General features: G+C 64.5%; 24 protein-coding genes and 1 riboswitch. Of the genes, 11 read left to right on the plus strand and 13 right to left on the minus strand.

Annotated features, from left to right (window positions below; genetic code table 11):
* The first annotated feature begins 455 nt into the window (after window positions 1-455).
* The 3 genes from DFR29_RS19215 (at window position 456) to DFR29_RS19225 (ending at window position 2,405) form a co-directional block, all read left to right on the plus strand.
* Window positions 456-785 (plus strand): PilZ domain-containing protein, encoded by a 330-nt coding sequence (locus tag DFR29_RS19215; RefSeq protein WP_133820262.1) that lies wholly within the window; start codon window positions 456-458, stop codon window positions 783-785.
* 40 nt (window positions 786-825) lie between these two features.
* On the plus strand, window positions 826-1,260 hold the full coding sequence (locus tag DFR29_RS19220; protein WP_133820263.1) for a DUF192 domain-containing protein: 435 nt from the start codon (window positions 826-828) through the stop codon (window positions 1,258-1,260).
* Between the two features lie 314 nt (window positions 1,261-1,574).
* A complete protein-coding gene (locus DFR29_RS19225) occupies window positions 1,575-2,405 on the plus strand; it encodes a SirB1 family protein (protein WP_133820264.1) in 831 nt (276 codons plus the stop codon).
* A gap of 21 nt (window positions 2,406-2,426) precedes the next feature.
* On the opposite strand, the gene DFR29_RS19230 is transcribed toward DFR29_RS19225, so the two are convergent.
* Window positions 2,427-2,621 (minus strand): rubredoxin, encoded by a 195-nt coding sequence (locus tag DFR29_RS19230; protein ID WP_133820434.1) that lies wholly within the window; start codon window positions 2,619-2,621, stop codon window positions 2,427-2,429.
* Between the two features lie 104 nt (window positions 2,622-2,725).
* Between DFR29_RS19230 and thiE the strand changes: the two genes are divergently transcribed.
* Together thiE and hemL are read left to right on the plus strand one after the other, a co-directional pair.
* A complete protein-coding gene (gene thiE / locus DFR29_RS19235) occupies window positions 2,726-3,373 on the plus strand; it encodes a thiamine phosphate synthase (RefSeq protein WP_243746118.1) in 648 nt (215 codons plus the stop codon).
* Window positions 3,370-4,656, plus strand: a complete 1,287-nt coding sequence (gene hemL, locus DFR29_RS19240; protein WP_133820265.1) for a glutamate-1-semialdehyde 2,1-aminomutase — start codon at window positions 3,370-3,372, stop codon at window positions 4,654-4,656. The genes thiE and hemL overlap by 4 nt, the downstream gene beginning before the upstream one ends.
* Here the strand turns inward: hemL and DFR29_RS19245 are convergent.
* Window positions 4,647-5,891, minus strand: coding sequence for an acetylornithine/succinylornithine family transaminase (locus DFR29_RS19245; RefSeq protein ID WP_208113657.1), 1,245 nt, complete (start codon window positions 5,889-5,891; stop codon window positions 4,647-4,649). The genes hemL and DFR29_RS19245 overlap by 10 nt on opposite strands.
* Before the next feature lie 142 nt (window positions 5,892-6,033).
* Between DFR29_RS19245 and DFR29_RS19250 the strand changes: the two genes are divergently transcribed.
* Complete coding sequence (locus tag DFR29_RS19250; RefSeq protein ID WP_133820266.1) at window positions 6,034-7,170, plus strand: trans-sulfuration enzyme family protein; 1,137 nt, start codon at window positions 6,034-6,036, stop codon at window positions 7,168-7,170.
* Between the two features lie 28 nt (window positions 7,171-7,198).
* Here DFR29_RS19250 and DFR29_RS19255 read toward each other — a convergent pair whose 3' ends face one another.
* From DFR29_RS19255 to DFR29_RS19280, 6 genes are all read right to left on the minus strand, one after another.
* Window positions 7,199-7,618, minus strand: a complete 420-nt coding sequence (locus DFR29_RS19255) for a VOC family protein (RefSeq protein ID WP_133820267.1) — start codon at window positions 7,616-7,618, stop codon at window positions 7,199-7,201.
* 42 nt (window positions 7,619-7,660) lie between these two features.
* Window positions 7,661-8,482 (minus strand): SDR family oxidoreductase, encoded by an 822-nt coding sequence (locus DFR29_RS19260; RefSeq protein ID WP_133820268.1) that lies wholly within the window; start codon window positions 8,480-8,482, stop codon window positions 7,661-7,663.
* Window positions 8,483-8,545: 63 nt separating this feature from the next.
* A complete protein-coding gene (locus DFR29_RS19265) occupies window positions 8,546-9,130 on the minus strand; it encodes an LON peptidase substrate-binding domain-containing protein (RefSeq protein WP_133820269.1) in 585 nt (194 codons plus the stop codon).
* A gap of 55 nt (window positions 9,131-9,185) precedes the next feature.
* Window positions 9,186-10,547: a UDP-N-acetylmuramate:L-alanyl-gamma-D-glutamyl-meso-diaminopimelate ligase gene (gene mpl, locus DFR29_RS19270; protein WP_133820270.1), complete on the minus strand. Its 1,362-nt coding sequence runs from the start codon at window positions 10,545-10,547 to the stop codon at window positions 9,186-9,188.
* Window positions 10,548-10,549: 2 nt separating this feature from the next.
* Window positions 10,550-11,098 (minus strand): hypothetical protein, encoded by a 549-nt coding sequence (locus DFR29_RS19275; protein ID WP_133820271.1) that lies wholly within the window; start codon window positions 11,096-11,098, stop codon window positions 10,550-10,552.
* A 78-nt stretch (window positions 11,099-11,176) separates the two neighbouring features.
* On the minus strand, window positions 11,177-11,749 hold the full coding sequence (locus tag DFR29_RS19280) for an adenylate kinase (RefSeq protein WP_133820272.1): 573 nt from the start codon (window positions 11,747-11,749) through the stop codon (window positions 11,177-11,179).
* A 208-nt stretch (window positions 11,750-11,957) separates the two neighbouring features.
* Between DFR29_RS19280 and DFR29_RS19285 the strand changes: the two genes are divergently transcribed.
* Window positions 11,958-13,220 (plus strand): 6-phosphofructokinase, encoded by a 1,263-nt coding sequence (locus DFR29_RS19285; protein ID WP_133820273.1) that lies wholly within the window; start codon window positions 11,958-11,960, stop codon window positions 13,218-13,220.
* 67 nt (window positions 13,221-13,287) lie between these two features.
* On the opposite strand, the gene DFR29_RS19290 is transcribed toward DFR29_RS19285, so the two are convergent.
* Together DFR29_RS19290 and DFR29_RS30400 are read right to left on the minus strand one after the other, a co-directional pair.
* Window positions 13,288-13,647, minus strand: coding sequence for a DUF805 domain-containing protein (locus DFR29_RS19290; RefSeq protein ID WP_166654210.1), 360 nt, complete (start codon window positions 13,645-13,647; stop codon window positions 13,288-13,290).
* A gap of 146 nt (window positions 13,648-13,793) precedes the next feature.
* Window positions 13,794-14,381: a DUF805 domain-containing protein gene (locus DFR29_RS30400; protein WP_133820275.1), complete on the minus strand. Its 588-nt coding sequence runs from the start codon at window positions 14,379-14,381 to the stop codon at window positions 13,794-13,796.
* 162 nt (window positions 14,382-14,543) lie between these two features.
* On the opposite strand from DFR29_RS30400, the gene DFR29_RS19300 reads away from it, so the two are divergent.
* Both DFR29_RS19300 and ppa read left to right on the plus strand, forming a co-directional pair.
* A complete protein-coding gene (locus tag DFR29_RS19300; RefSeq protein ID WP_133820276.1) occupies window positions 14,544-16,589 on the plus strand; it encodes a sodium-translocating pyrophosphatase in 2,046 nt (681 codons plus the stop codon).
* A 161-nt stretch (window positions 16,590-16,750) separates the two neighbouring features.
* Window positions 16,751-17,296, plus strand: coding sequence for an inorganic diphosphatase (gene ppa, locus DFR29_RS19305; RefSeq protein ID WP_133820277.1), 546 nt, complete (start codon window positions 16,751-16,753; stop codon window positions 17,294-17,296).
* A 71-nt stretch (window positions 17,297-17,367) separates the two neighbouring features.
* On the opposite strand, the gene DFR29_RS19310 is transcribed toward ppa, so the two are convergent.
* Window positions 17,368-18,390: a DUF2333 family protein gene (locus tag DFR29_RS19310; RefSeq protein ID WP_133820278.1), complete on the minus strand. Its 1,023-nt coding sequence runs from the start codon at window positions 18,388-18,390 to the stop codon at window positions 17,368-17,370.
* A gap of 145 nt (window positions 18,391-18,535) precedes the next feature.
* On the opposite strand from DFR29_RS19310, the gene DFR29_RS19315 reads away from it, so the two are divergent.
* The gene (locus DFR29_RS19315; RefSeq protein ID WP_133820279.1) at window positions 18,536-20,146 is read left to right on the plus strand and encodes a choice-of-anchor Q domain-containing protein; all 1,611 of its coding nucleotides are present in this window, start codon (window positions 18,536-18,538) and stop codon (window positions 20,144-20,146) included.
* Window positions 20,147-20,191: 45 nt separating this feature from the next.
* Here the strand turns inward: DFR29_RS19315 and thiC are convergent, their stop codons facing one another.
* Entirely contained in the window at window positions 20,192-22,066 is a 1,875-nt protein-coding gene (gene thiC, locus DFR29_RS19320) for a phosphomethylpyrimidine synthase ThiC (protein ID WP_133820280.1), read from the minus strand.
* Window positions 22,067-22,120: 54 nt separating this feature from the next.
* A riboswitch (TPP riboswitch) is annotated at window positions 22,121-22,213 on the minus strand.
* Between the two features lie 55 nt (window positions 22,214-22,268).
* Window positions 22,269-22,913 carry a TetR/AcrR family transcriptional regulator gene (locus DFR29_RS19325; protein WP_133820281.1) on the minus strand — a complete coding sequence of 215 codons (645 nt, stop codon included), beginning with the start codon at window positions 22,911-22,913 and terminating at the stop codon, window positions 22,269-22,271.
* A gap of 96 nt (window positions 22,914-23,009) precedes the next feature.
* On the opposite strand from DFR29_RS19325, the gene DFR29_RS19330 reads away from it, so the two are divergent.
* Window positions 23,010-24,143: an efflux RND transporter periplasmic adaptor subunit gene (locus DFR29_RS19330; RefSeq protein ID WP_133820282.1), complete on the plus strand. Its 1,134-nt coding sequence runs from the start codon at window positions 23,010-23,012 to the stop codon at window positions 24,141-24,143.
* Window positions 24,144-24,318 lie beyond the last annotated feature (175 nt).

The following is a 24,318-nucleotide window of genomic DNA, read 5'->3' on the forward strand; positions in this document are numbered from 1 at the left end:
TCGCTACCCAACCCCTCGCTCCGCTTAACCACCGCTGCGAAGGGCCGCGAATAATACATCCGCTTTCGATTCCGTCAACCCCCGGCAAACGTCTTTCGACTCCACCGAAAACCAACCTCAAAAACGCCGCATCAACCGCACCAGGTTTCACTACCTGACCCCTCCTCTTCGGCTTGCGCCTCAGCGAAGGGGCGCGAATAGTACGCCCCGAGGCTCTGCCTGGGAAGGGGCAAGTGAACGTTTTTTACCGGAGCAGGAAAACGCAGTGCGCCTGCCTTGCAGTCCAGCCGAGAATCCAGCTCCGTAACGCACTATCCACCTAAGTACATACTGACAGTTGCAGGAACACGAACCGGGCTGCCAAGCCCCGCACCGGGCGCCAGACATTCCATGGCGCCACGTGCAGAAACAACGCTGTGCTACGATTCTGCGACGTTATCCAGCTGGTTAGAGACATGGGCGAACTGTACGACGATCGCCGCCAGGAACCCCGTTATGCAACCGCAGGCATCTATTACCTGCAATCCACGGGACGCGGTATTCCGGGCCGGATTCTCGATCTTTCGGTGAATGGCGCGATGCTGGAGCAGGTGGATGCGCAGCCGCTGATGGAAGGTAGCCGCGTCAATATCGTGCTCAGTTTCAGCGGGCAGCCGGAATTTATCGCCGACGTTCTCGTTCAGCACATCGTCAACGGGCGCGTCGGTGTCGAGTTCTATGACATGTCGCCCGAACATTTCTCCACCCTCGCCACCCTGATCGATCAACACCAGCGCTCACGCTGACCGACGTTCGGTGGCCTGCAGCCTCTCGAAGGACTCCTCCATGTTTCGTCGCACCCTGCGGACCCTGGCCGCATTGAGTTTCGTCGCCTGCTCAGGCGCCCAGGCCCAGGCCATCTCCTATGTCGTGCTCAAGGGCAAAAGCTTCTATGTAGAAGTGGCCGACAATGATCCTGCGCGCATGCAAGGACTGATGTTCCGCGAACAGATGGCCGCCGACCGCGGCATGATCTTTCTCTTTCCCGACGAGGCCATGCAGGCGTTCTGGATGAAGAACACCCTGATCCCACTCGATATTCTTTATTTCGACAGCAAGTTCAGGCTGGTCTCGGCCCAGACCGACGTGCCGCCATGCAAAGCGGATCCCTGCCCGTCTTACCCCACCAGCGCGCCGGCACAGTACGTGCTGGAACTCAACGCCGGCATGGCCGACAAGCTAGGCGTCAAGGTAGGCGACAAACTGGAATTCCATCGCTGATCGGCGCTTGCGGGCGTGGCCGTTGGGGAATCTGAGATCTTTCCCGTCTGTTCCAGCGCATGGTGACAAGGCAAGCCGGCCTGGTAAGGCACCAGCCTCACCGAAGCGGCCAACAAGGCGTACAGCTCGTCGTCTGTCAGCGGCACAAACACTTTCATGAGCTTGGCCATCGATTTACACCCCTGGTGGATGCCGGTCTATTGACGCACGCCGTCGTGCCGAGCTGCTGTCGCACCCATGGCGGAATCATGACGCTGCCCCTGGCACAGACGGGGGCATGAGTTACCATTCTGTCGTGCTGCCGGAGGCGTCGAATGAACGATCCATGGCTGGGCCTGCAACACGCGGCCGATCACGATATTTCCCTGCTTTCCGCGGCACTGCTGGTCGCCAAGGACGAATACCCCGCCCTGGACTGCGTCGACTACGAGCGCCGCATTGATGACTACGCCCAGCGCCTCGATCAACAACTACCTTTCCACGCCGACGAGGCCTCGCGCCTGAGCCGGCTGAACAGCTTTCTGTTCGAAGAACTGGGCTTCAAGGGCGACGAGCACAACTACTTCGATCCACGCAACAGCTACCTCAACGAGGTGCTGGACCGGCGCCTGGGCAACCCGATCTCATTGGCGATAGTGCAGATCACCCTGGCGCAGCGGCTTGACCTGCCGCTGGAAGGCGTCTCTTTCCCCGGACACTTCCTGGTACGCATGCCCCTGGCCGACGGCATCGTGGTACTGGACCCGTTCCACCGCGGCCGCACACTGGACCTGCCGGAGCTGCGCCGGCGCGCCCGTAGCGAGCTGTCGGCGCGGGATATCGACGACCAGCGCCTGGCGAATTTGCTGGAACCGGCCACACACCGCGCCATCGTCACGCGCATGCTGCGCAATCTGCGCGTGGGCTATCTGGAACACGAAGCCTGGGACAAGGCCTTGCGCTGCACCGCGCGCATCATCACGCTGGATCCGTTCTCTGTGGCCGAATTCCGCGAACGCGGTAACCTGTACCTCAAGCTCGGCCATCACACCGCAGCGCGCGACGACTTCAAACGCTATCTGGCGCTAGCGCCCCAGGCCGAAGACCGCGACGCCGTGCTGGCATTGATGATTGCCAGCGCAGCCAAGGCCGAGCGCCTGCACTGAGCGGGCGGACGGCCGAACTTTTCAGCCGACCTCGACCATTTCGAAATCCGACTTGGTCACGCCGCAGTCGGGGCAGGTCCAGGTATCCGGGACGTCTTCCCAACGCGTGCCAGGCTCAATGCCGTCGGCCGGCCAACCTTCCGCTTCGTTGTAGAGGTATCCGCAAACGACACACATGAAGGTGCGATAGGGGGCTTCTGGCTGAGCTGCGGACATGGTTACGCGGGCCTGGCGAAAGAGGGCGCGCATTGTCGCAGCGTGATGCACCCGGCTACAAATCAGCCAGAATCATCGGCCTTGCCGCCGCCGGAGCAACTGCCGTGCCACGCCGCCATCCGCTGTTGCCCCGGCCGGGCCTGTACGCCATCACTGACGGTCCGCGGCCGGATCTCGTCGAGGCCGCGGCCAGCGCATTGCGTGGCGGCGCGGTAATGCTGCAGTACCGCGACAAGACCGCCGATTCTCTGCGCCGCCGCGCGGAAGCGCAGGCGCTGAGCTTGCTGTGCGAGAACTACGACGCGCTGCTGGTGATCAACGACGATGTCGAGCTGGCACTGGCCTGCGGCGCCCGCGCTGTCCATCTGGGCGAGGATGACGGCGCGATTGCCGCCGCGCGCGCCCGGCTCGGCGCTGACGCGCTGATCGGCGTTTCCTGCTACGACGATCTTGAGCGCGCCCGCACGCTTGCGGCCGCAGGAGCCGACTATCTTGCCTTCGGTGCTTTTTTTCCGTCACCGACCAAGCCGAAAGCGCGGCGCGCCAAGCTGGAACTGCTGCGCGACAGCGCTGCGCTGGGCCTGCCGCGAGTGGCCATCGGCGGCATCAGGGCCGACAATGCCGCTCCGCTGATCGCCGCCGGCGCCGACTATCTTGCCGTGATCAGCGACGTGTTCGGCGCAGCCGACATCGCTGCAGCTGCGCGCCGCTTCCAACCCCTGTTCTCTTCTTTCCGGAACGAATCCGCATGACCAGCAACCACGCCTTGTTCGAACGCGCCCGCCAGCTCATGCCCGGTGGCGTGAACTCACCGGTACGCGCGTTCAAATCTGTCGGCGGCGAACCGTTTTTCACCGCGCGCGCTGACGGCCCATACCTGTGGGATGTGGAAGGCAAGCGCTATATCGACTATGTCGGCTCCTGGGGGCCGATGATCGTCGGCCACAATCATCCGCTGGTACGCCAGGCGGTGGCCGACGCGATCGGGCAAGGCCTTTCCTTCGGCACGCCCTGCCCGGCCGAGGTGACCATGGCCGAAACCATCACGCGGCTGCTGCCCTCGGTCGAGATGGTACGCATGGTCAATTCCGGCACCGAGGCGACCATGGCCGCGATCCGCCTGGCGCGCGGCTATACCGGACGCAACAAGATCGTGAAGTTCGAGGGCTGCTATCACGGCCATGGCGACGCGTTCCTGGTCAAGGCCGGCTCGGGCGCGCTGACCTTCGGTGTACCGACCTCACCCGGCGTGCCGGCCGGCCTGGCCGATCTGACCCTCACCCTGCCTTACAACGACCTAGCCGCTGCCGAAGCCCTGTTTGCCGAGCAGGGCCCGGACATCGCCGGACTGATCATCGAGCCGGTCGCCGGCAATATGAACTGCATACCGCCGCGCCCAGGCTATCTGGCCGGACTGCGCGAACTGTGTACCCGCCACGGCACCCTGCTGATCTTCGACGAGGTGATGACAGGTTTCCGCGTCGCCCTCGGCGGCGCCCAGGCGCTTTACGGCATCACGCCGGACCTTTCCACCTTCGGCAAAATCATCGGCGGCGGCATGCCCGTCGGTGCCTACGGCGGACGGCGCGAGATCATGCAGCAAATCGCCCCCAGCGGTCCGGTCTACCAGGCCGGCACCCTGTCCGGCAATCCGGTGGCCATGGCCGCCGGCCTGGCCATGCTGGAACTGATCCAGACGCCAGGCTTCTACGCCGAAATCGATCGCAAGACGCGCGTACTGACCGACGGCCTGCGCGCCATCGCCGTCGAATTGGGCGTGCCGATGACGACCAACCGCGTCACCGGCATGTTCGGCCTGTTTTTCACTGACCAGACCGTGGAAACCTTCGCTCAGGCCACCGCCTGCGATACCGCGCTGTTCAACCGCTTCTTCCACGGTATGTTGCAGCGTGGCGTCTATCTGGCGCCGTCGGCGTTCGAGGCTGGCTTCCTCTCCAGCGCACACAACGACGATGTCATCGGCGAAACCTTGCGAGCCGCGCGCGACGCGCTGCGCGAAGCCCGTCAGGACTGAGCCGCCAGGAAATCGCCCAGCGCCTCGCCAAGGCGCGCCAGGCCGGCCTCGATGTCGGCCGCACCGATGTTCAGCGCCGGCACGAAACGCAGCACGTCCGGGCCTGCCTGCAACAGCAGCAGGCCGCGGCCCGCGGCAAAATCGAGCATCGCGCCGGCCTTGCCCTTCCAGGGCTGGGCCAGTACCGCGCCCAGCATCAGGCCACGGCCACGCACGAGCTCGAACAGGCCGAGGCGATCGTTCAGCGCGGCCAGGCCGCGGCGCAGTGCAGCCGCCTGCGTCGCCACATTCTCCAGCAAGTCGTTGGCAGACAGCCGCCGCAGCGCTACACGCGCCACTGCCGCAGCCAGTGGATTACCGCCGAAGGTCGTGCCATGGCTGCCGAACTGGAACACCTCCGCGGCACGCTCGCCGACCAGTAGCGCGCCGATCGGAAAACCTGCACCCAACGCCTTGGCCGTGCTCAGCACATCCGGTGCCACGCCGTCCTGCTGCCAGGCCCAGAGCTTGCCGCTGCGGCCCATGCCGCATTGAATTTCGTCGAAGACCAGCAACGCCTGATGCCGATCGCACAAGGCACGCAGGCCGGCCAGGAAACCCTCGGCCGCCGGCACGACGCCGCCCTCGCCTTGCACCGGTTCGACCAGCACCGCAGCCACGTCGCCCGCGGCCATGGCAGTTTCCACCGCCGCCAGGTCGTTGTAGTCGCAATGGCGGAAACCGCCCGGCAGCGGTTCATAGCCCTGCTGATACTTGGGTTGCGCCGTCGCGGTAACCGCGGCCAGGGTGCGGCCGTGGAAGGAACCGTGGAAAGTCAGGATCACGCGCCGCTGCGGTTCGCGTCCGTTCGCCGCGGCCCACTTGCGCACCAGCTTGATGGCCGCCTCGTTCGCTTCAGTGCCCGAATTGCACAGGTATACCCGTTGTGCAAAACCCGACGCCTCCACCAGTTCCTGCGCCAGCCGCAGCGGAGGCTCGCTGACAAAGACATTGCTGGTATGCCACAGCTTGGCCGCCTGGGTCGTCAGCGCGGCGATCAGCTCAGGATCGGCATGACCGAGCGAATTGACGGCGATGCCGGCGCCGAAATCGACGTAATCGCGACCTTCACTGTCCCATAGGCGCGAACCCTGGCCGCGCTCCAGCACGATGCGCCGCGGCTGGTACACGCTGACGTAGTAACGGTCGGCCCGCTCCAGCAGGGCGGCGGTTTCAGGCGAGGGAACAGTGCTCACGGCGACTCCGGCTTCGATGCAATCGGCACATTATGCGCAGTAAACAGGCCATTCGGTCAGCGCCTGCACGCGGATTGGACCTTTGTCTTTTGACCCTGGGCACACCACACTCGAACGCGTTTCCGCCCTAGGAATTCCGCTCATGCGCTTCGAAACCCTGGCCGTCCATGCGGGCGGCGAACCCGATGCCGAAACCGGCGCGATCGCGCCGCCAATCCACCTTGCCACCACGTTCCGCCATGGACCTGCCGGCGAACGCATTGCCGGCTTCGAATACGTGCGCGAAGGCAATCCGACCCAGGATCGCCTGGAGACTGCGCTGGCCGCACTGGAACAGGGCGAAGCCGCGCTCGCCTTTGGTTCCGGCATGGCGGCCATGAGCGCCTTGCTGGAATCGCTGCCGAACGGTTCGCGCGTGCTGATTCCCCGCGACTGCTATACCGGCCTGCGTGTCCTGGCACTCGAATTTCTGCCCCTGCGCGGCATCGAAGCCGTCGCCGTGGATACCGGCGATGCCGCTGCCGTGGCGGCGGCGCTGGGCGGCAATGTGCGTGCCGTGTGGCTGGAGACGCCATCGAATCCACAATTGCAGGTTGCCGATATTGCCGCTATTGCCACACTGACCCGTGCCCATGGCGCTTTGCTGTTCTGCGACAACACATTCGCCACGCCGGCCTTGCAGCAGCCACTGGGCCTGGGGGCCGACGTGGTCATGCATTCGACGACCAAATATTTCGGCGGCCACAGCGACGTGATGGGCGGTGCCCTGGTTTTCGCGCACAAGGCCGACCTGTACGAGCAGATCGCCCACCGGCGCCATGTCACCGGCGGAGTGCTGTCGCCGTTCAACGCCTGGCTGACCTTGCGCGGACTGCGTTCCCTGCCCGCGCGCATGAGCTGGCACTGCGCCAATGCTCGGCGCGTGGCGGAATTCCTGGCCACCCATGCGCAGGTACGGGCCGTGAATTATCCAGGACTGCCCGATCACCCGGGCCATGCGGTGGCCACACGGCAGATGCGCGATTTCGGCGCCATGCTGAGCTTTCACGTTGCCGGCGGGCGCGAAGCGGCGCTTGCCGTCGCCGGTCAATTAAAACTTATCCACAACGCCACAAGCCTCGGCGGCTGCGAAAGCCTGATCGAGCACCGCGCGTCGGTGGAAGGACCGAATCCGTTCTCGCCGCAGGATCTGCTGCGCCTGTCTGTCGGCATCGAACACGCCGACGACCTGATTGCCGATCTCGACCAGGCATTGCGGGCAGCAGCGCAGCCCAGCTAGGGGCCGCGCTGCTGCCGTTTCGCGTGCGCTACCAGGCGCCGATATTCGGCAGCGAAGCCCAGGGTTCGCGCGGCGGCAGCGCATCGCCGTTCTGCAACAGCTCGATCGAGATCTGGTCGGGCGAACGCACGAAGGCCATGCGGCCGTCCCGCGGCGGGCGGTTGATGATCACGCCATGCTGCTGCAGACGTTCGCAGGCGGCGTAGATGTCGTCGACAGCGAAGGCGAGATGGCCGAAGTTGCGCGCACTGCCGTAATCCTCGTCGTCGTAGTTGTAGGTCAGCTCGACTTCGGCCGCGGGGTTGTCCGGCGCGCCGAGGTAGACCAGGGTGAATCGCCCTTGCGGGTAGTCCCTGCGCCGGGTCTCGACCAGGCCCAGCGCATCGCGAAAGAAACGCAGACTGGCGTCGAGATCGCGCACTCGCACCATGGCATGCAGGTATCGCATTGGCTTGCTCCAGAAAACGACCGGGTGAGCGGTGGGGGCGGATCAGTCCAGGAACAAGTCCGGCAGCAAGGTCTTGCCCGGCGCCACAGCGTAGTGGCTGAAATCCTTGACGCCCGCCCGCTTCAGCGCCTCTTCGTCGAGCAGGAACTGGCCGCTCAGCTGACGCGCCGGCTGGGTCAGGATCCAATGTGCCGCATCGGCCATGATCTCAGGCTTGCGGCAGTTTTCCGGCCGCGCCAGGCCGCCCAGCATGGACAGCGCGGCGGTATCGATGACCGTGCGCGGCCACAGCGCATTGACCGCGATGCCGTCCTTGGCCAGTTCCGCGGCCAGGCCGAACGCGGCCATGCTCATGCCGTATTTGGACATGGTGTAGGCGGTGTGGTGCTGGAACCATTTCGTCGCCATGTTCAGCGGCGGCGCCAGCATCAGCACATGAGGATTCAGCGATTTTTTCAACGCGCCCAGGCAGGCCTGGGTGCACAGATAGCTGCCGCGCACATTCACCTGATGCATCAGGTCGTAGCGTTTCATTGGCGTACCGGACAGGCCGGCCAGCCAGATTGCGCTGGCGTTGTTGACCAGGATGTCGATGCCGCCGAAGCGCTCCACCGCCTGGGCCACGGCAGCCTGTACTTCGCCTTCTTCGCGCACGTCGACCTTGAGCGGCAAGGCCTTGCCGCCCGCCGCCTCGATTTCCGCAGCTGCGGTATAGATGGTGCCAGGCAGCTTGGGATTGGCCACGCTGGATTTGGCCGCGATGACGATATTCGCGCCATCGCGCGCCGCACGCTTGGCAATCGCCAGGCCGATGCCGCGCGAGGCGCCGGTAATGAATAAGGTGCGGCCTTTCAGATGACTCATGGGGCGTTCTCGTCGCGCAATCCGGGGCTGGTCAGGATCGGCGAGTCACCTGACCACAGCAAGCTAAACCGCCTGGAAACGCGGCATGCAGCGCATAAGTCCGTCCAGACGCTGCAAGGAATCGGTCATCTGCAGCCATTGCTGGCGCTCGGCCATTTCCACCGGCAGCAGTTCGGCCAGGCGAAAACCGACCCAGCTCGCGTCGTCGAAGCAGCGGCGATCGGCCTTGGCGTGCTCGCCACCGACCTGCTCCAGCAGGCGTTCGAGAATGACCGCGAGCAGGCCGTATTCGGGCGGCAATTCAAGGCTGGGCTCATGCTCCAGCCAGCTCACGCAACCATGTACCAGCCCGTTGTCGCGCACCCGAGTGGTAGTGGCGCGGAAACGCCGGCTGCCGCGCGCACGAATGCCGAGCAGGCCGTCGGGCAGCGAGTAGAAATCTTCGATCTGGGCCAGGGTTCCTACCGCCGCCGGCGTGGCCGGATCACCGGCTTCGCGCCCCGCAAGAATCAGGCACACCCCGAAACCGCTGCCACTGCGACTGCATTCGCGCACCAGGTCCAGATAGCGCGGCTCGAAAATGCGCAGCGACAGCTGGCCGCCGGGAAACAGCACGGCGTTGAGTGGAAACAGCGGAATATCGTCCATGGCCACGATCACAGTGTAGTGCCAGCAGGAGGCAGTACGGCAAGCGCCGGGCTGCCTAGTGTCCTGTCTCGACCAGCGCGGCGAAGCGCCGCGGCGCATTGTCGAAACCGCCGTTGGACATGAATACGACATGGTCGCCAGGCAGCGCCTGCACGCGCAGGCGCTGTAGCAGCGCATCGACGCTGGCGGCCGTTTCGCCGCGGCCATCGAGTGCGGCAGTTACCCGGCCCGCATCCCAGGGCAATTCCGACCGCTGCAGCAGCACGATCGCATCGGCATCGCGCAACGACGGCGCCAGTTCGTCCGCATGTGCGCCCAGACGCATGGAGTTGGACCGCGGCTCCAGGCCGACCAGGATGCGCGCCGTGCCGACACGGGCACGCAAGCCAGCCAGGGTCGTTGCTATCGCCGACGGGTGATGGGCGAAATCGTCGTAGATCGCGATGTCGCCAGGTCGGCCGATCAGTTCCAGTCGGCGCCGCGCACTGCGAAACCCGGCCAATGCGGCAATCGCCTGGTGCGTATCCACGCCGGCCGCCGCCGCGGCAGCCAGCGCCGCCAGCGCGTTCATCACGTTGTGCCGCCCGATCAGCCCCCAGCGCACTTCGCCGTGATCCACACCGTCGGCAACGACGTGGAAGGCCGAGCCATCGGCACTGCTCAGGCGCGCCTGCCAGTCACCGCTGTCCATGCCGAAGCGCGTGACCGGACTCCAGCAACCCTGTGCCAGCACCTCGGACAGGTATTCGTCTTCGGCATTGACGACAAGACGGCCGTTGCCGGGCACGGTGCGCACCAGATGATGGAACTGGCGCTGGATCGCGGCCACATCGGGAAAAATATCCGCGTGGTCGAACTCCAGATTGTTCAAAATGGCAATCTGCGGCCGGTAGTGGACGAACTTGGATCGCTTGTCGAAGAAGGCCGTATCGTATTCGTCGGCCTCGATCACGAACGCCTCGCCGCGGCCCAGCCGGGCTGACACAGCGAAATTCTGTGGTACGCCGCCGATCAGGAAACCCGGCTCGCGGCCACAGGCATCGAGGATGAAGGCAAGCATCGCCGTCGTCGTGGTCTTGCCGTGGGTGCCGGCAACCGCGAACACCTGGCGCCGGGCCAGTACCTGTTCGCCCAGCCATTGCGGCCCCGAGATATACGCCAGGCGCGCATCGAGGAAATACTCCACCGCTGCATTGCCGCGCGACAGCGCATTGCCGACCACGACCTGGTCCGGCGCTGGCTGCAGGTGCCCGGCGCTGTAGCCCGGCTTGAGTGCAATGCCGAGCTGTTCCAATTGCGTGCTCATGGGCGGATAGACGTTCTGGTCGGAACCTTCCACCGTATGCCCGAGTTCGCGCGCCAGCGCCGCGAGGCCACCCATGAACGTGCCGCAGATGCCGAGGATATGCAGATGCATGGTCAGGCTCCGGCGACCGATTTGCCGAACAGGGCGACGAGCATCACGGCGACGGCGAACTCCATGGCAAATGCGATCAGCAGCGCCAGCACGAAACGGACTTCCAGCGCGTGGCGAAGGATGTGCGCGTCGACGACGAACTTCCACAGGCCGATCGCCGAGATCACCAGCATGGTCAGCAACTGCACGCCGGTGACCGTTTCGGGCTTGGTTTCCGGCGTCGGCAACGGGCCCGACATGGCCAGCACCGGCAGTAGCAGTACGGCGGCCACCGCCGCGACCAACACACTGGCCAAGGCCGTCTGGACGAAACGCGCCTGCAATTGCTTGGTCATGAGCACGAGGTGGAGCACGCCCAGGCTCAAGCCGACGCCGACAGCCGTGCGTAACATGGCCATGTCGGCTGCATCGCCGAGCAGCGCGTTGGCCAGGCCTGAAAAGACGATCGTCGCCACCGTTACCGTCAGCAACAAACGCGGTGAATGCGGCAGCTCCTGCGGCCCGCGCCGCAACAGCACGATATCGCGCAGGATCAACAGGAATTCAGGCATGGGCAGTCCCGTTCCGTCATCCAGGCTGCAGCGGCCAGAAGCAGCTGTCGCCCGGACGGGGCAAACGTCGTGCGGCGCTCAGGCCGCTTTGCGCGGCAATGCCGACAGAATGCGCTGGAAAACGTCGGACAGTTCGCCGACGCCGTCGAGCACGGTCAGGCGTCCCTTGCCTTCGTAGAAACCGGCTACTGGCGCGGTCTGTTCTGCATAGACACGCAGGCGCTCGCGCACGGTTTCCGGCGTATCGTCCTTGCGCCCCTGATCGGCGGCGCGACCGGCCAGGCGTTCGACGATATGCTCGCTGGGCACGACCAGTTGCAAGGCAACGTCGACCGGCTGCTGCAGGCGCTCAAGCAGCCGTTCCAGCGCTTCGCACTGGGCCAGGTTGCGCGGGTAGCCATCGAGGATGAAACCCGCGCGGGCGTCGGACTGGGCCAGGCGCTCTTCCAGCATGCCCAGCACAATGTCGTCGGACACCAGCTGGCCTGCATCCATGACGGCCTTGGCCTTGAGCCCCAGCGGCGAGCCGGCGGCTACGGCAGCACGCAGCAAGTCACCAGTGGAAATGTGCGGAATGTTCAATTCGGCCTTCAGCAGACCCGCCTGGGTGCCCTTGCCCGAACCGGGCGCCCCGAGTAGCACGATACGCATGGATGGATGGTTTCCTGGAGAGGCCGCGGCGGACCGGGCCTAGGTTAGACTCTGGCGCGAACGCTAACGGGCGCCACCCGGTTAGTCAAACAACCGCCAGTGCCGGCCGGCACCGCCAGATCGCCCTGCGGCAGCCGCACCAGCCTCGGCAAAATCCTGCTCACCCCCGCAATCCGGCCGCCTTGCGTGGCCCGTCAAGGAGTTCCTCATGCGTCAAGGCAAGCTCTTGTATGCCCAGTCCGGCGGCGTAACCGCCGTGATCAACGCCACTGCTGCCGCGGTGATCGAGACAGCGCGCGCCAACGGCGTACCGGTACTGGCCGGACGCAACGGCATCATCGGCGTGCTGCGCGAAGAGCTGATCGACACACGCAAGGAAAGCGCTGCGGCCATTGCGGCATTACGCCACACCCCCGGCGGCGCCTTCGGCTCCTGCCGCTTCAAGCTGAAATCGCTGGAACAGAGCCGCGCCCAGTACGAACGCCTGATCGACGTACTGCGCGCCCACGACATCCGCTATTTCCTCTACAACGGCGGCAACGATTCCGCCGACACCTCACACAAGATCTCGCAGATCGCCCAGGCGCTGGACTATCCGCTGACCTGCATCGGCGTGCCCAAGACAGTCGACAACGACCTCGCCGTGACCGACTGCTGCCCCGGCTTTGGCTCGGTGGCCAAGTACACCGCGCTGTCCATTCTCGAAGCGGGCTACGACGTCGAGTCCATGGCCGAGTCTTCGACCAAAGTCTTCATCATGGAAGTAATGGGCCGTCACGCCGGCTGGATTGCCGCCGCCGCCGGCCTGGCGGCGAAGAACGCCGACGAGCCGCCGCACCTGATCCTGTTCCCGGAAATCGCCTTCGACGAAGACGCCTTCCTGGCCAAGGTCAAGGCCACGGTGGAACGCGTCGGCTATTGCACCGTCGTCGCCTCGGAAGGGCTGAAGAACGCCGCCGGCGAATTCCTCGCCGAAGCCGGCACGCGCGATGCGTTCGGCCACAGCCAGCTCGGCGGACTGGCACCGGTACTGGCGCAGCTGGTCAAGAGCAAGCTGGGCTACAAATACCATTGGGCACTGCCGGACTATCTGCAGCGCTCGGCCCGGCATATCGCCTCGCAGACCGATTTCGACCACGCCACTGCCGTAGGCAAGGCCGCGGTGGAAATGGCCTTGGCCGGCAAGAACGCCAGCATGCCGGTGATCAAGCGCACCTCGGACGCGCCCTACCGCTGGAAAATCGAGGCAGCGCCGCTGTCCAAGGTAGCCAACCACGAAAAGAAGCTGCCGAAGAGCTACATCCGCAAGGACGGCTACGGCATTACCGAAGCGGCGCGCAGCTACCTGGAACCGCTGATCCGCGGCGAAGCCTATCCGCCGTACGCCAAGGACGGCCTGCCGAAATATGTGCGGCTGAAAAAAATGCTCGTGGCGAAAAAATTGCCTGAGTACGTCATCGCCGACAAGTAAACGCATCGCAGTCGCGGCATCCGCCAGCGCACCCCCGGCTGGCGCTGGCGGATGCCGGCCGCGTTACTCAGCTGGCATTGCCGAAACGATTCGGCCCCGGCGTACCCGGCAGGAAGCCGTTGAAGACCAGTGCGATCAGGCCGCCCACTGCCGGCACCAGGCCGATCAGGATCCACCAGGCAGATTTGTCCACGTCATGCCAGCGCTTGGCCTGGATGGCCAGGGCCGGCCAGATGACGGCCAGTCCGGCGAGTCCCATCAAAATTCCGCCCAGGCCCGATCCGGCCTGCGGATTGCTCATGTCCGTGGTCATGAACATCACCCCGGCGAGCAGGCCAAACAGCACGAGCACCGCAACGGTGAAACCCCAATACACGCCGCGACCGACGCGACCATCGAACGAAAACAGCAGTTGCCCCCAGTTCATGACTGACCTCCGTTGAGTGGAAACGCCCGGCGGGCGGCAGTGTCTGTGCCTGAAATGCCGGGTTCCCCCTAACAAACGCCAGGGAAGGGCAGAACGAACGGGCTGTCTTGCCGCCGCCCCGGCGGCCGCGCCAGGCGGGTACCGCCTCAGCATGGCTGGCCGAAGCGGTTGGCCCGTGGCGTGCCAGGCACGAAGCCGGTGAATGCCACGGCGATCAATCCGCCGACGAAAGGAATGGCACCGAGCAGCATCCACCAGCCGGACATATCCACGTCATGCCAGCGCTTGGCGGTCACTGCCAACGACGGCCAGACCACCAGCAGCCAGAACAACGCGGTCACGAGGTCGACGATGCCCATGCCCGCCTGGGCCTTTTCGCCGCTCATCACAGCGATGCATTCGAGCAGGCCGAACAACACCAGCAGCACGACGCCGAACAGCCAGAACACCGTCCGATTCACCCGTCCGCGGAACGAAAACAGCAACTGACCCCAGCTCATCCGGATCTGCCTTGCGTCAACGCCGGACCGGCTATCGGTCCGACTCAAGTCCCGCCGTCTGCGCAGCGGGTGTACTTGTGCAAAGCGCCAGGAACAGCAAAACCGAATGGCACTGCGGGCTGGACGGCAGCGGCTTTTGTATTGCAGCGCAAAAAACCACAAGCGCAATCCGTGGCTATACTCGGCCGGTAGGTCTGCTGTACTTCCGCTTGAGTGTTCCGTCAGGTTCGCCATTCCCAGGGGATGGGGTAGCGAACAGGGGAGAGTTCGTGTCCGGAAGCTGGCCGCCGCTGTTGCGCAGAGGCGGTACGGTACTGCTGGTCCGGCTGGTCGAACGCCGTTCCCACGGCGGTCCGCTCAAGTATTTCGGTAGTTGAGTTAGGACGGGAGGGTTCGATGCTGCAACAGTACGGTTTGTGGATTGCCTTGGCGTGTGCGGTGCTGGCACTGCTGTATGGCTGGTGGTCGATCAACTGGATCCTGGCCAAGCCCGCCGGCAATGAACGCATGCAGGAAATCGCGGCGGCCATCCAGCAGGGCGCGCGCGCTTATCTGAATCGGCAATACGCGACCATCGGCGTGGTCGGTGTCGTGCTGTTCGTGATCATGGGCTTCGCCCTGGCCTGGTCTACCGCCATCGGTTTCGCCCTGGGCGCAGTGCTGTCCGGCCTGGCCGGCTACATCGGCATGAATATCTCGGTGCGCGCCAATGTGCGTACCGCCGAGGCAGCCCGGCATGGCATCAGCGCCGCGCTCGACGTCGCCTTCCGCGGCGGTGCGATCACCGGCATGCTGGTGGTCGGACTGGGCCTGCTCGGCGTGGCCGGCTACTACGCCGTTCTGCTCAAGCTCGGCTACAGCGTCGCCGACGCCCTGCACGCGCTGGTCGGCCTGGCCTTCGGCTCCTCGCTCATTTCCATCTTCGCCCGCCTCGGCGGCGGCATCTTCACCAAGGGCGCCGACGTCGGCGCCGACCTGGTCGGCAAGGTCGAGGCCGGCATCCCCGAAGACGATCCGCGCAATCCGGCGGTGATTGCCGACAATGTCGGCGACAACGTCGGCGACTGCGCCGGCATGGCGGCCGACCTGTTCGAAACCTATGCCGTCACCGTGATCGCCACCATGCTGCTCGGCGGCATTATGGCGGCCAAGATCGGCATCGATGCGGCCAGCGCTGCGCTGTATCCGCTGGTGCTCGGCGGCGTTTCCATCATTGCGTCGATCATCGGCACGTTCTTCGTCAAGACCAAGCCCGGCGCGAAGATCATGAATGCGCTGTATGCCGGCGTGATCGTCTCCGGCGTGCTGGCGGCCATCGCGTTCTATCCGATCACCACCGCCTTCATGGCCACGGCCGTGGTCGGGCCGCTGAAAATCTACGGCTGCGCCCTGATCGGCCTGGCCCTGACGGCAGCCATGGTCGTGATCACCGAGTACTACACCGCAACCGAATATGGCCCCGTACGCCATGTGGCCAAGGCCTCGACCACCGGCCACGCAACCAACATCATTGCCGGCATCGGCATTTCGATGAAGTCCTGCGCCTGGCCGGTACTGGCGGTCTGTGCCTCGATCTGGGGCGCGCATACGCTGGGCGGCCTGTACGGCATCGCCATCGCCGCCACCTCCATGCTGTCCATGGCCGGCATGATCGTCGCGCTGGACGCCTACGGCCCGATCACCGACAACGCCGGTGGCATTGCCGAGATGGCCGAACTGCCGCCGGAAGTCCGTGCGGTGACCGATCCACTGGACGCCGTCGGCAATACCACCAAGGCGGTTACCAAGGGCTATGCCATCGGCTCGGCCGGCCTCGCCGCGCTGGTGCTGTTCGCCGACTACACGCATAACCTGGAGGCAGCGGGCAAGATCGTCTCGTTCGACCTGTCCAATCATCTGGTCATCATCGGCCTGTTCCTGGGCGGCCTGATTCCCTACCTGTTCGGCGCCATGGCCATGGAGGCGGTCGGTCGTTCCGCCAGTGCCGTGGTCGAGGAAGTACGGCGCCAGTTCCGCGAAATCCCCGGCATCATGGAAGGCACGGCCAAGCCCGACTACTCCCGCGCGGTCGACATGCTGACCAAGGCGGCGATCAAGGAAATGATGATCCCGTCGCTGCTGCCCGTGGCAGCACCGGTGCTTGTCGCCTTCCTGCTCGGACCGGAAGCCCTGGGCGGCCTGCTGATCGGCACCATCGTCACCGGCCTGTTCGTGGCGATTTCCATGACCACCGGCGGCGGCGCCTGGGACAACGCCAAGAAGTACATCGAGGACGGCCATCACGGCGGCAAGGGGTCGGATGCGCACAAGGCCGCCGTCACCGGCGATACCGTCGGCGATCCGTACAAGGATACGGCTGGCCCCGCGATCAACCCGCTGATCAAGATCATCAACATCGTCGCCCTGTTGCTGGTTCCGCTGCTGGTGAAGATGTCCAGCTGAGCCGCAACACCGCTCCACCGCGTCACGAAAAAGCCCCGCAACGGCGGGGCTTTTTCTTTTGCGGCATAAGCCGGCCGCCCGGGTTTGGTGCGTTGCACAAGGGTTTTGTCTTATCCTTCGCGCCCTTCTGCCCCGCCCGGGGCCTAAACCTGGATACTGCAATGGGCCTGGACCGCGTTCCGACCGGCAAAGATGTGCCGCACGAAATCAACGTCATCATCGAAATTCCCAAGGATGCGGAACCGGTGAAATACGAGGTGGACAAGGCCAGCGGCGCCATTTTCGTCGACCGCGTGCTGTCCACCCCGATGCGCTACCCCTGCAACTACGGCTACGTGCCGAATACCCTCGGCGGCGACGGCGACCCGCTCGACGCGCTGGTGATCCTGCCGCTGCCGCTGGTGCCCGGCGCGGTCATCCGTTGCCGTCCGGTCGGCGTGCTGCGCATGACCGACGAGGCCGGCAGCGACGAAAAGCTGGTGGTGGTGCCGATTTCCAAGGTCTTCGCCGGCTATGCCCATATCGAAGACATCAAGCAGGTTTCGGCGCACTGGCTGGAACGCATCGGCCACTTCTTCGAGCACTACAAAGACCTGGAAAAGGGCAAGTGGGTCAAGGTCGAAGGCTGGGACGGCGCGGAAGGGGCCAAGAAAGACGTACTGGACGGCATTGCCCGCTATCAGGCCGACCAGGACGAAAACGGCTGAACGCCGCAAAAAACCATCAATGAAAAAGGCGGCCAAGGCCGCCTTTTTCATTTCCCTGGCCGGGCCGCCCGTCAACCGCTGCGCAGCAATTCCGCCAGCTCCAGCACTGCCGTATTCGCGCGCGAGACGTAGTTGGCCATTACCAGCGAATGGTTGGCGAAGAAGCCGAACGGCGAACCGTTGAGCACGACCGGTGAACCCAGTCCGTTCTGTGCCTCTTCCAGTTCGCGCACCACCTGCTGCAGGCTGACTCTCGCATTCTTGTTGACCAGCACCGGTTCGAAATCGCGCTGCATCGCGTGCAGCTGCTGCAGCAGCGCCCAGGTATAGCCGCGCGCTTCGTAGAACACATCGTCGATCTGGTTCCACGGCGTCTGCACCAGGCGCGGGCTTTCGCCGGGCTTGGACTGCTGCGCATTGCGGTCGCCGGCCAGGTCGGTATCCAGGCGAACCTGGCCGACACTGGCCGAAAGGCGCTGCGACAGCGAACCCAGGCGGATCGAAGCCTGGTCGAGATATTTGGCCAGGTTGTCGGCGCGGGTATAGAACTGCGCGTCCGACTGGTCGTTGTCACCCAGCCGGTTCAGATAGGAATTCAGGTAACCGACCGCCTTGCGGTATTGGCTTTCCGAGCTGGGAAGCAGCCAGCGGTCGTTAGGGCTGGACAGCAGCGGCTCGGCTTCCCGCAAGTCCTTGTCGTCGGTGCTCTGGGTCTGCGAACGGCTGAAATCATTGCGCAGCGAGCGGCTCAGATCGCGACTGGCGGTCAGCACACCGAATTCCCAGTTCGGTACGTTATCCATCAGCACACCCGGCGGCAGCAGATCGTTGGACAGATAGCCGCCGCGCTTGTCCAGCAAGGTTTCCAGCGTCGCAATCAACGTCGCCGTGGTTACGCTGCCGACGACGACCGGCTGACTGACCAGCTGGGCGCGGCGCTCGGCCTCCTTTTGCACGTCCAGCGACGCCGGCTCGTAGTCCCACCACCACATCAGGCCGAGCAAACCCAATAACAGGATGCCCAGCAAGGTGCCAAGGGCGCTCAGCCAGGGCCGGCGTTTGCGCGTCGCAATCAGGCTTTCGGTCGAGCTCATGACATCAGCATCCTTGTTGTAAGTAACTGCATTCTTGGGGCGGGCGGCCGCGGCGATCAAGTGCGCAAAGCGATGCAGGCACGGTATTGGCTTGTGCTTGCCGCTACCATCCGCGCCGGGGGCCAGCCGGCCAGAAGGGGAAACCATGCAGTACTTGTATTTGCGGCGCCATGAAGGTGCCGTGTGTTCGCGCATGCGCGTGCTGTTTGCATTGGGGACAGGGCTGGCTATGGCGCTGCCCGTCGCGGCAACGGCAGCCTCATTCGCGGTCGCCAATCTCAACGACAGCGGCAGCGGCAGCCTGCGCGATGCCATCGACCAGGCCAATCGCACGAGCGGTGCCGACAACGTCACGTTCAACAGTGGATTGAGCGGCACGATTACGCTGAGCTCCGGCGAAATCGCCATCTTCGACGCGCTGACCCTCGACGGTCCCGGTGCCAGCCGGCTTACGCTGAGCGGCGCCAACACATCGCGGATTTTCCGCATCGGTCCGCAAGCCGGCACGCCGGATGTATTTGCGACCAGCATCAGCGGCCTGAGCTTCAGCAGCGGCAGCTCGGCCGACGAAGGCGGCGCCATCTTCGTCGACGACAGCAACCTCACGGTCACCGATTGCGTATTCCGCAATAACGCGGCGCAGCGCGGCGGCGGCCTGTACGCGTTTCCCAGCGCATCGACGACATTGAACCTGCGCCGCACCCGCTTCGAAAACAATATGGCCAACGCCGACGGCGGCGGCTTCGGTGCGCAGGACATCGATGCCGTCACACTGGATGCCGTCACAGCCAGCGGCAATAGCGCCGGCAAGAACGGGGGCGGCGGCTTCGTGCGCGGCGTAAACGTCAGCGTGGTCGACAGCGAATTCCGCGGCAATACCGACAGCACGCTGCCGCCGGGCATCGGCGGTATTTCCGGGGGCGCCGGCCTGCGCCTGGACGGCTCCAAGCCTACGGCGACGATGACGATCAGCGATTCGCGCTTCGTCGGCAATACCAGCCAGCGCGGCCAGGGCGGCGCGCTGTGGCTGAGCGCAGTACCGCCGGAAACACTGCCCATCGTTGCCACCGTTGTGCTGGATCGCCTGCAACTCAGCAGCAACAGTGCGGAACTTGGCGGCGGCGGCATCTATGGCAACAACATCAATGCGAGCCTGAGCGATTCGTCGCTCAGCGCCAACACGGCACAGCAGGCCGGCGGTGGCCTGGCCTGGCAGAGCTCAGGCAGCCTGTCACTGGTCAACGCTACGCTGAGCGGCAACAGCAGCGTACTGGGCAGCGGCGGCGGCATCTACAGCAGCAGCGCGACGGCGCTCGCACTGGCCTCCAGCACACTGGCCGGCAACACGGCCGGCAGCAGCGGTGGCGGCATACGCCGCGACGGCAGCAGCGCCAGCTTGCGCAACAGCATCGTCGCCAACAACACTGCCGGCAGCGGTGCCGACCTCAGCGGGTCTTTTGCACCGAATTACAGCTTGATAAAAAACAACAGCGGCGCAAGCCTGACCGCCGGCAGCGGCAATCTCGCCACCGGCACCGATCCTTTGCTGGGCGGCCTGGACATTTACGGCGGCCCTACCCTGTCACTGTTGCCGGCGGCCGGCAGCCCGGTACTGAACGTTGGCGATCCCGCCGGCAGCGGCCTGCCGGGCAAGGATCAGCGCGGTCTTGTGCGCATCGCCGCCGGTCGCGTCGATATCGGTGCCGTCGAACGGCAATTGCCCGAGGAGATGATCTTCCGCAACGGCCTGCAATAGGCATCGCTGCCGCAGGCCGTCGCGTCGGCCTGCGGCAGCGTCGGCTCAGGCTTCGCGGTACAGCTGCGCGCCGCCTTCGCGGAACTCCTGCGCTTTCTGCTGCATGCCCTCTTCCAACGCCTTGTCTTCGCTCAGCCCCTGCTCCGCGGCGAAATCGCGCACGTCCTGGGTAATCTTCATCGAGCAGAAATGCGGCCCGCACATGGAGCAGAAATGCGCAACCTTGTGCGCATCCTTGGGCAGGGTTTCGTCGTGGAATTCCTGCGCCTTTTCCGGATCCAGGCCGAGGTTGAACTGGTCCTGCCAGCGGAACTCAAAGCGCGCCTTGGACAAGGCGTTGTCGCGCGCCTGTGCGCCCGGATGCCCCTTGCCCAGGTCGGCCGCATGCGCGGCGATCTTGTAGGCAATGATGCCGTCGCGCACGTCCTGCTTGTTGGGCAGGCCCAGGTGTTCCTTCGGCGTGACGTAGCAAAGCATGGCCGTGCCGAACCAACCGATCATGGCCGCCCCGATGGCGCTGGTGATGTGGTCGTAGCCCGGCGCTATATCGGTGGTCAGCGGCCCCAGGGTATAGAACGGCGCTTCGCTGCAGACGCGCAGCTGGCGCTCCATGTTCTCCTTGATCAGCTGCATGGGCACATGGCCCGGGCCTTCGATCATGGTCTGCACATCGTGCTTCCAGGCGATGTGGGTCAGCTCGCCCAAGGTGTCGAGCTCCGCGAACTGGGCCGCGTCGTTGGCGTCGGCGATCGAACCCGGGCGCAGGCCGTCGCCGAGCGAGAAGGCCACGTCATAGGCCTTCATGATTTCGCAGATTTCCTCGAAATGCGTATAGAGGAAATTTTCCCGGTGATGCGCCAGACACCATTTCGCCAGGATCGAACCACCCCGGCTGACGATGCCGGTGACTCGCCTGGCCGTGAGCGGAATATGCGCCAGACGTACGCCGGCGTGGATGGTGAAATAGTCCACGCCTTGCTCGGCCTGCTCGATCAGCGTGTCGCGGAACATTTCCCAGGTAAGCTCTTCAGCCTTGCCATCGACCTTCTCCAGCGCCTGGTAGATCGGCACGGTGCCGATCGGTACCGGCGAATTGCGCAATATCCATTCGCGCGTCTCGTGGATGTGCTTGCCGGTGGACAAGTCCATCACGGTGTCGCCGCCCCAGCGGATCGACCAGACCATTTTTTCCACTTCTTCTGCAATGGAAGAAGTCACCGCCGAATTGCCGATGTTGGCGTTGATCTTGGTGAGGAAATTGCGGCCGATGATCATCGGCTCGGACTCGGGATGATTGATGTTGTTCGGAATGATGGCCCGGCCGCGGGCAACCTCGTCGCGCACGAACTCCGGTGTGATCAGCCGGGGCAGCGCGGCGCCGAAGCTTTCGCCCGGATGCTGTACGCGCAGATGCGCTTCCAGGCTCTCCAGACGCTGATTCTCGCGCAGCGCGATGAATTCCATTTCCGGCGTGACTATGCCTTTGCGCGCGTAATGCATCTGGGTGACGTTGGCCCCCGCCTTGGCGCGCAAGGGCTGGTGCAGATTGGGAAAGCGCACGGCGTCGAGCTTGCGGTCGCCGGCGCGCTTGCGCCCGAATTCCGACGACAGGCCCGGCAGTTGCTCCACATCGCCGCGCTCGGCGATCCAGCGCGCGCGCAGTGGCGGCAGGCCGGCGGAAAGATCGATCTGATAGTCAGGATCCGTATACGGGCCCGAGGTGTCGTAGATCGTCACCGGCGCGTTTTTTTCAGCGCCGAACATCAGGGGCGTATCCGACAGCACCACTTCGCGCAACGGCACGCGCAGGTCGTCGCGACTACCGGTCACGTGGACCTTGCACGAACCGGGGATCGGCCGCGTCACGTGTTCGGACAGCTGCTGGGTCTGGAGTACCAGTTCGGAAGGCAGGGCATTCATCGGCATCGTCCTAGGTAGTCTGGGGACGAAGCGGCGGCGCGCGGCACCCGCACGGGCGCCAGCTGCGAAGCTTCCTACGCCGGCATGATCCGGGTCAGGTACGAAGGGACTCTCTCAGCCCATTCCTGGGCACCCCCGCTTCAGTCGCGCATTCAAGCATGAAGCGGGGGCGCGGTGCGAGCGACCGTTTGCGGCGCTGCTGTCAGGCAGCGCCGCGGCAGGGCGAATACGCACGCAAAAACATGTCTACCGTCGCATTGATATGGTCTTCGGTTGCCGTTTCGCAGAACGGTTCCGAGCAGCCGCACATCATGCGCGCGTGCAGTTCGCCCTTGAGCAGACAAAAGAACTGCGAGGTGGCGCGCCAGACTTCGGGAATCTCCAGCTGGCCGCCGTCGACCTCAGCCTGCAGGAACGCTTCGAATGCGGCCTGCAGCTTCTTCGGACCCGCCTCCCAGAACAGCTGGGCCAGCTTCGTCGGCTGCGCTTGCGAGGTCATCATGCGGTGCAGCGCGATCGATTCTTCGGCAGTAATCAGCGCGAAAAACGCCCTGGCTATGGTCAGCAGCTGACCACGGATAGGCCCCTGCAGATCGGCCAGGAACAATTCCGGCGGCAGTTGTTCCTCGCATTTCGCCTCGATCACCGACTTGAACAAGGTTTCCTTGTCGGTGAAGTGGCTATAGACGGTGAGTTTGGACACACCAGCTTCCGCGGCAATCGCGTCCATGCTGGTGCCATCGAAACCCTGGCGGGGGAAAAGGCGCTTGCCGGCTTGAAGAATAGCCGCACGCTTTTCCAGATCTTTGGGCCGCCCGGGAGCGGCCTGTTTCATCAATGATGACATGGCCAAATGAAATACTAGACAGTGCAGTTTAGTAATGATACTGTACCGAGCAGTTTAGGTAAACCCGCCCGCTGAATTCCTTTGAGGATTGTAACAATGCGTGCCCCCGTCGCCCCCAGTCCGCTGAACCGTTTGAGCCGGCTGGGCCTAGGCCTGATTCTCGCGCTCCCCACTGTCCTTTGGTTGTCCGGCTGCAGCACTCACGCCGAAGTACAGGATCCCATCCGCCCCGCCATCGTCGCGCAACCGCAATCCGCGGCTGCCGAATCCGGCACTCTTTATAGTGGGGACATTAAAGCCCGTTACGAGAGCGCCCTCGGTTTCCGCGTCGGCGGCAAGATCCGCCAGCGCCATGTCGATGTCGGCGCACACGTAAAAGCCGGCGATCTCATCGCCGAACTCGACCCGCAAGACCTTCATCTCCAGGCCGGCAGTGCAAGGGCTGCGCTGGCCGCAGCCGACGCCGATCTGGCCACGGCAAAGTCCGAGCGTACGCGCTATGAAGCGCTGCGCGGCAAGAATTTCGTCAGCGAAACCCAATTTGACGCGGTCGACAACCGTCTCAAGGCCGCTGCGGCGCGTGCGACCGAGGCCCGAGCTGCCCTGAATGTGGCACAGAACCAGGCCGGCTACTCCGAATTGCGCGCCGACCATGACGGCGTCATCACCAGCATGATGGCCGAAGCCGGCCAAGTGGTAGCACCTGGCCAGAGCATCGCCACCCTGGCCCGCGACGGCGAGCGCGAAGTCGAGATCAGCGTGCCCGAAAACCGCATTGCCGATTACAGGAAAGACCAGGCCGCCATTGTCGAACTCTGGGCCGAAGCCGGCAAGCATCTCTCCGGCACCTTGCGCGAGATCTCACCAGAAGCCGACGCCACTACGCGAACCTTCCGTGTCCGCGTAGCCTTGGGCGAGAACTCCGGCTCGGCCAAACTGGGCCAGACCGCCCGGGTGTTCTTTGCCGGCGGCGAGCTCGAATCGGCTCATCTGATCCCGCTTTCGGCGCTGTACGAGCACGAGGGCAAGCCGGCTGTCTGGATACTCGATACAAAAACGCGTCAGGTGCACATCAAGCCGGTCACGGTCAGCGCCTATCGCGAACAAGGTGTCGTACTGAAGGACGGACTCGGCAACCAGGATTGGATCGTCGCGGCCGGCGTGCACAAGTTGCGCGAAGGCCAGTCGGTTAATCCGGTCGACCACAGCAACAAGCCGCTGACACTCTGACCGACAACGCTTCCCCGCCCGTCCGCTGTCCGCCGCTCTCCCCCCCCCTCCCGGCGGCCTGACAGCGGACCGGGCACCTCCTTGCGCGGCGCCGTGTGACTGCACAGCGCCGAACCCACCACCGCAACGACGCAACCGCCCAGCCGGCCGGCGTCGACACTCGCCATAAAAACAA

This window comes from Tahibacter aquaticus, from assembly GCF_004363655.1.
Classification (GTDB): Bacteria; Pseudomonadota; Gammaproteobacteria; order Xanthomonadales; family Rhodanobacteraceae; genus Tahibacter; species Tahibacter aquaticus.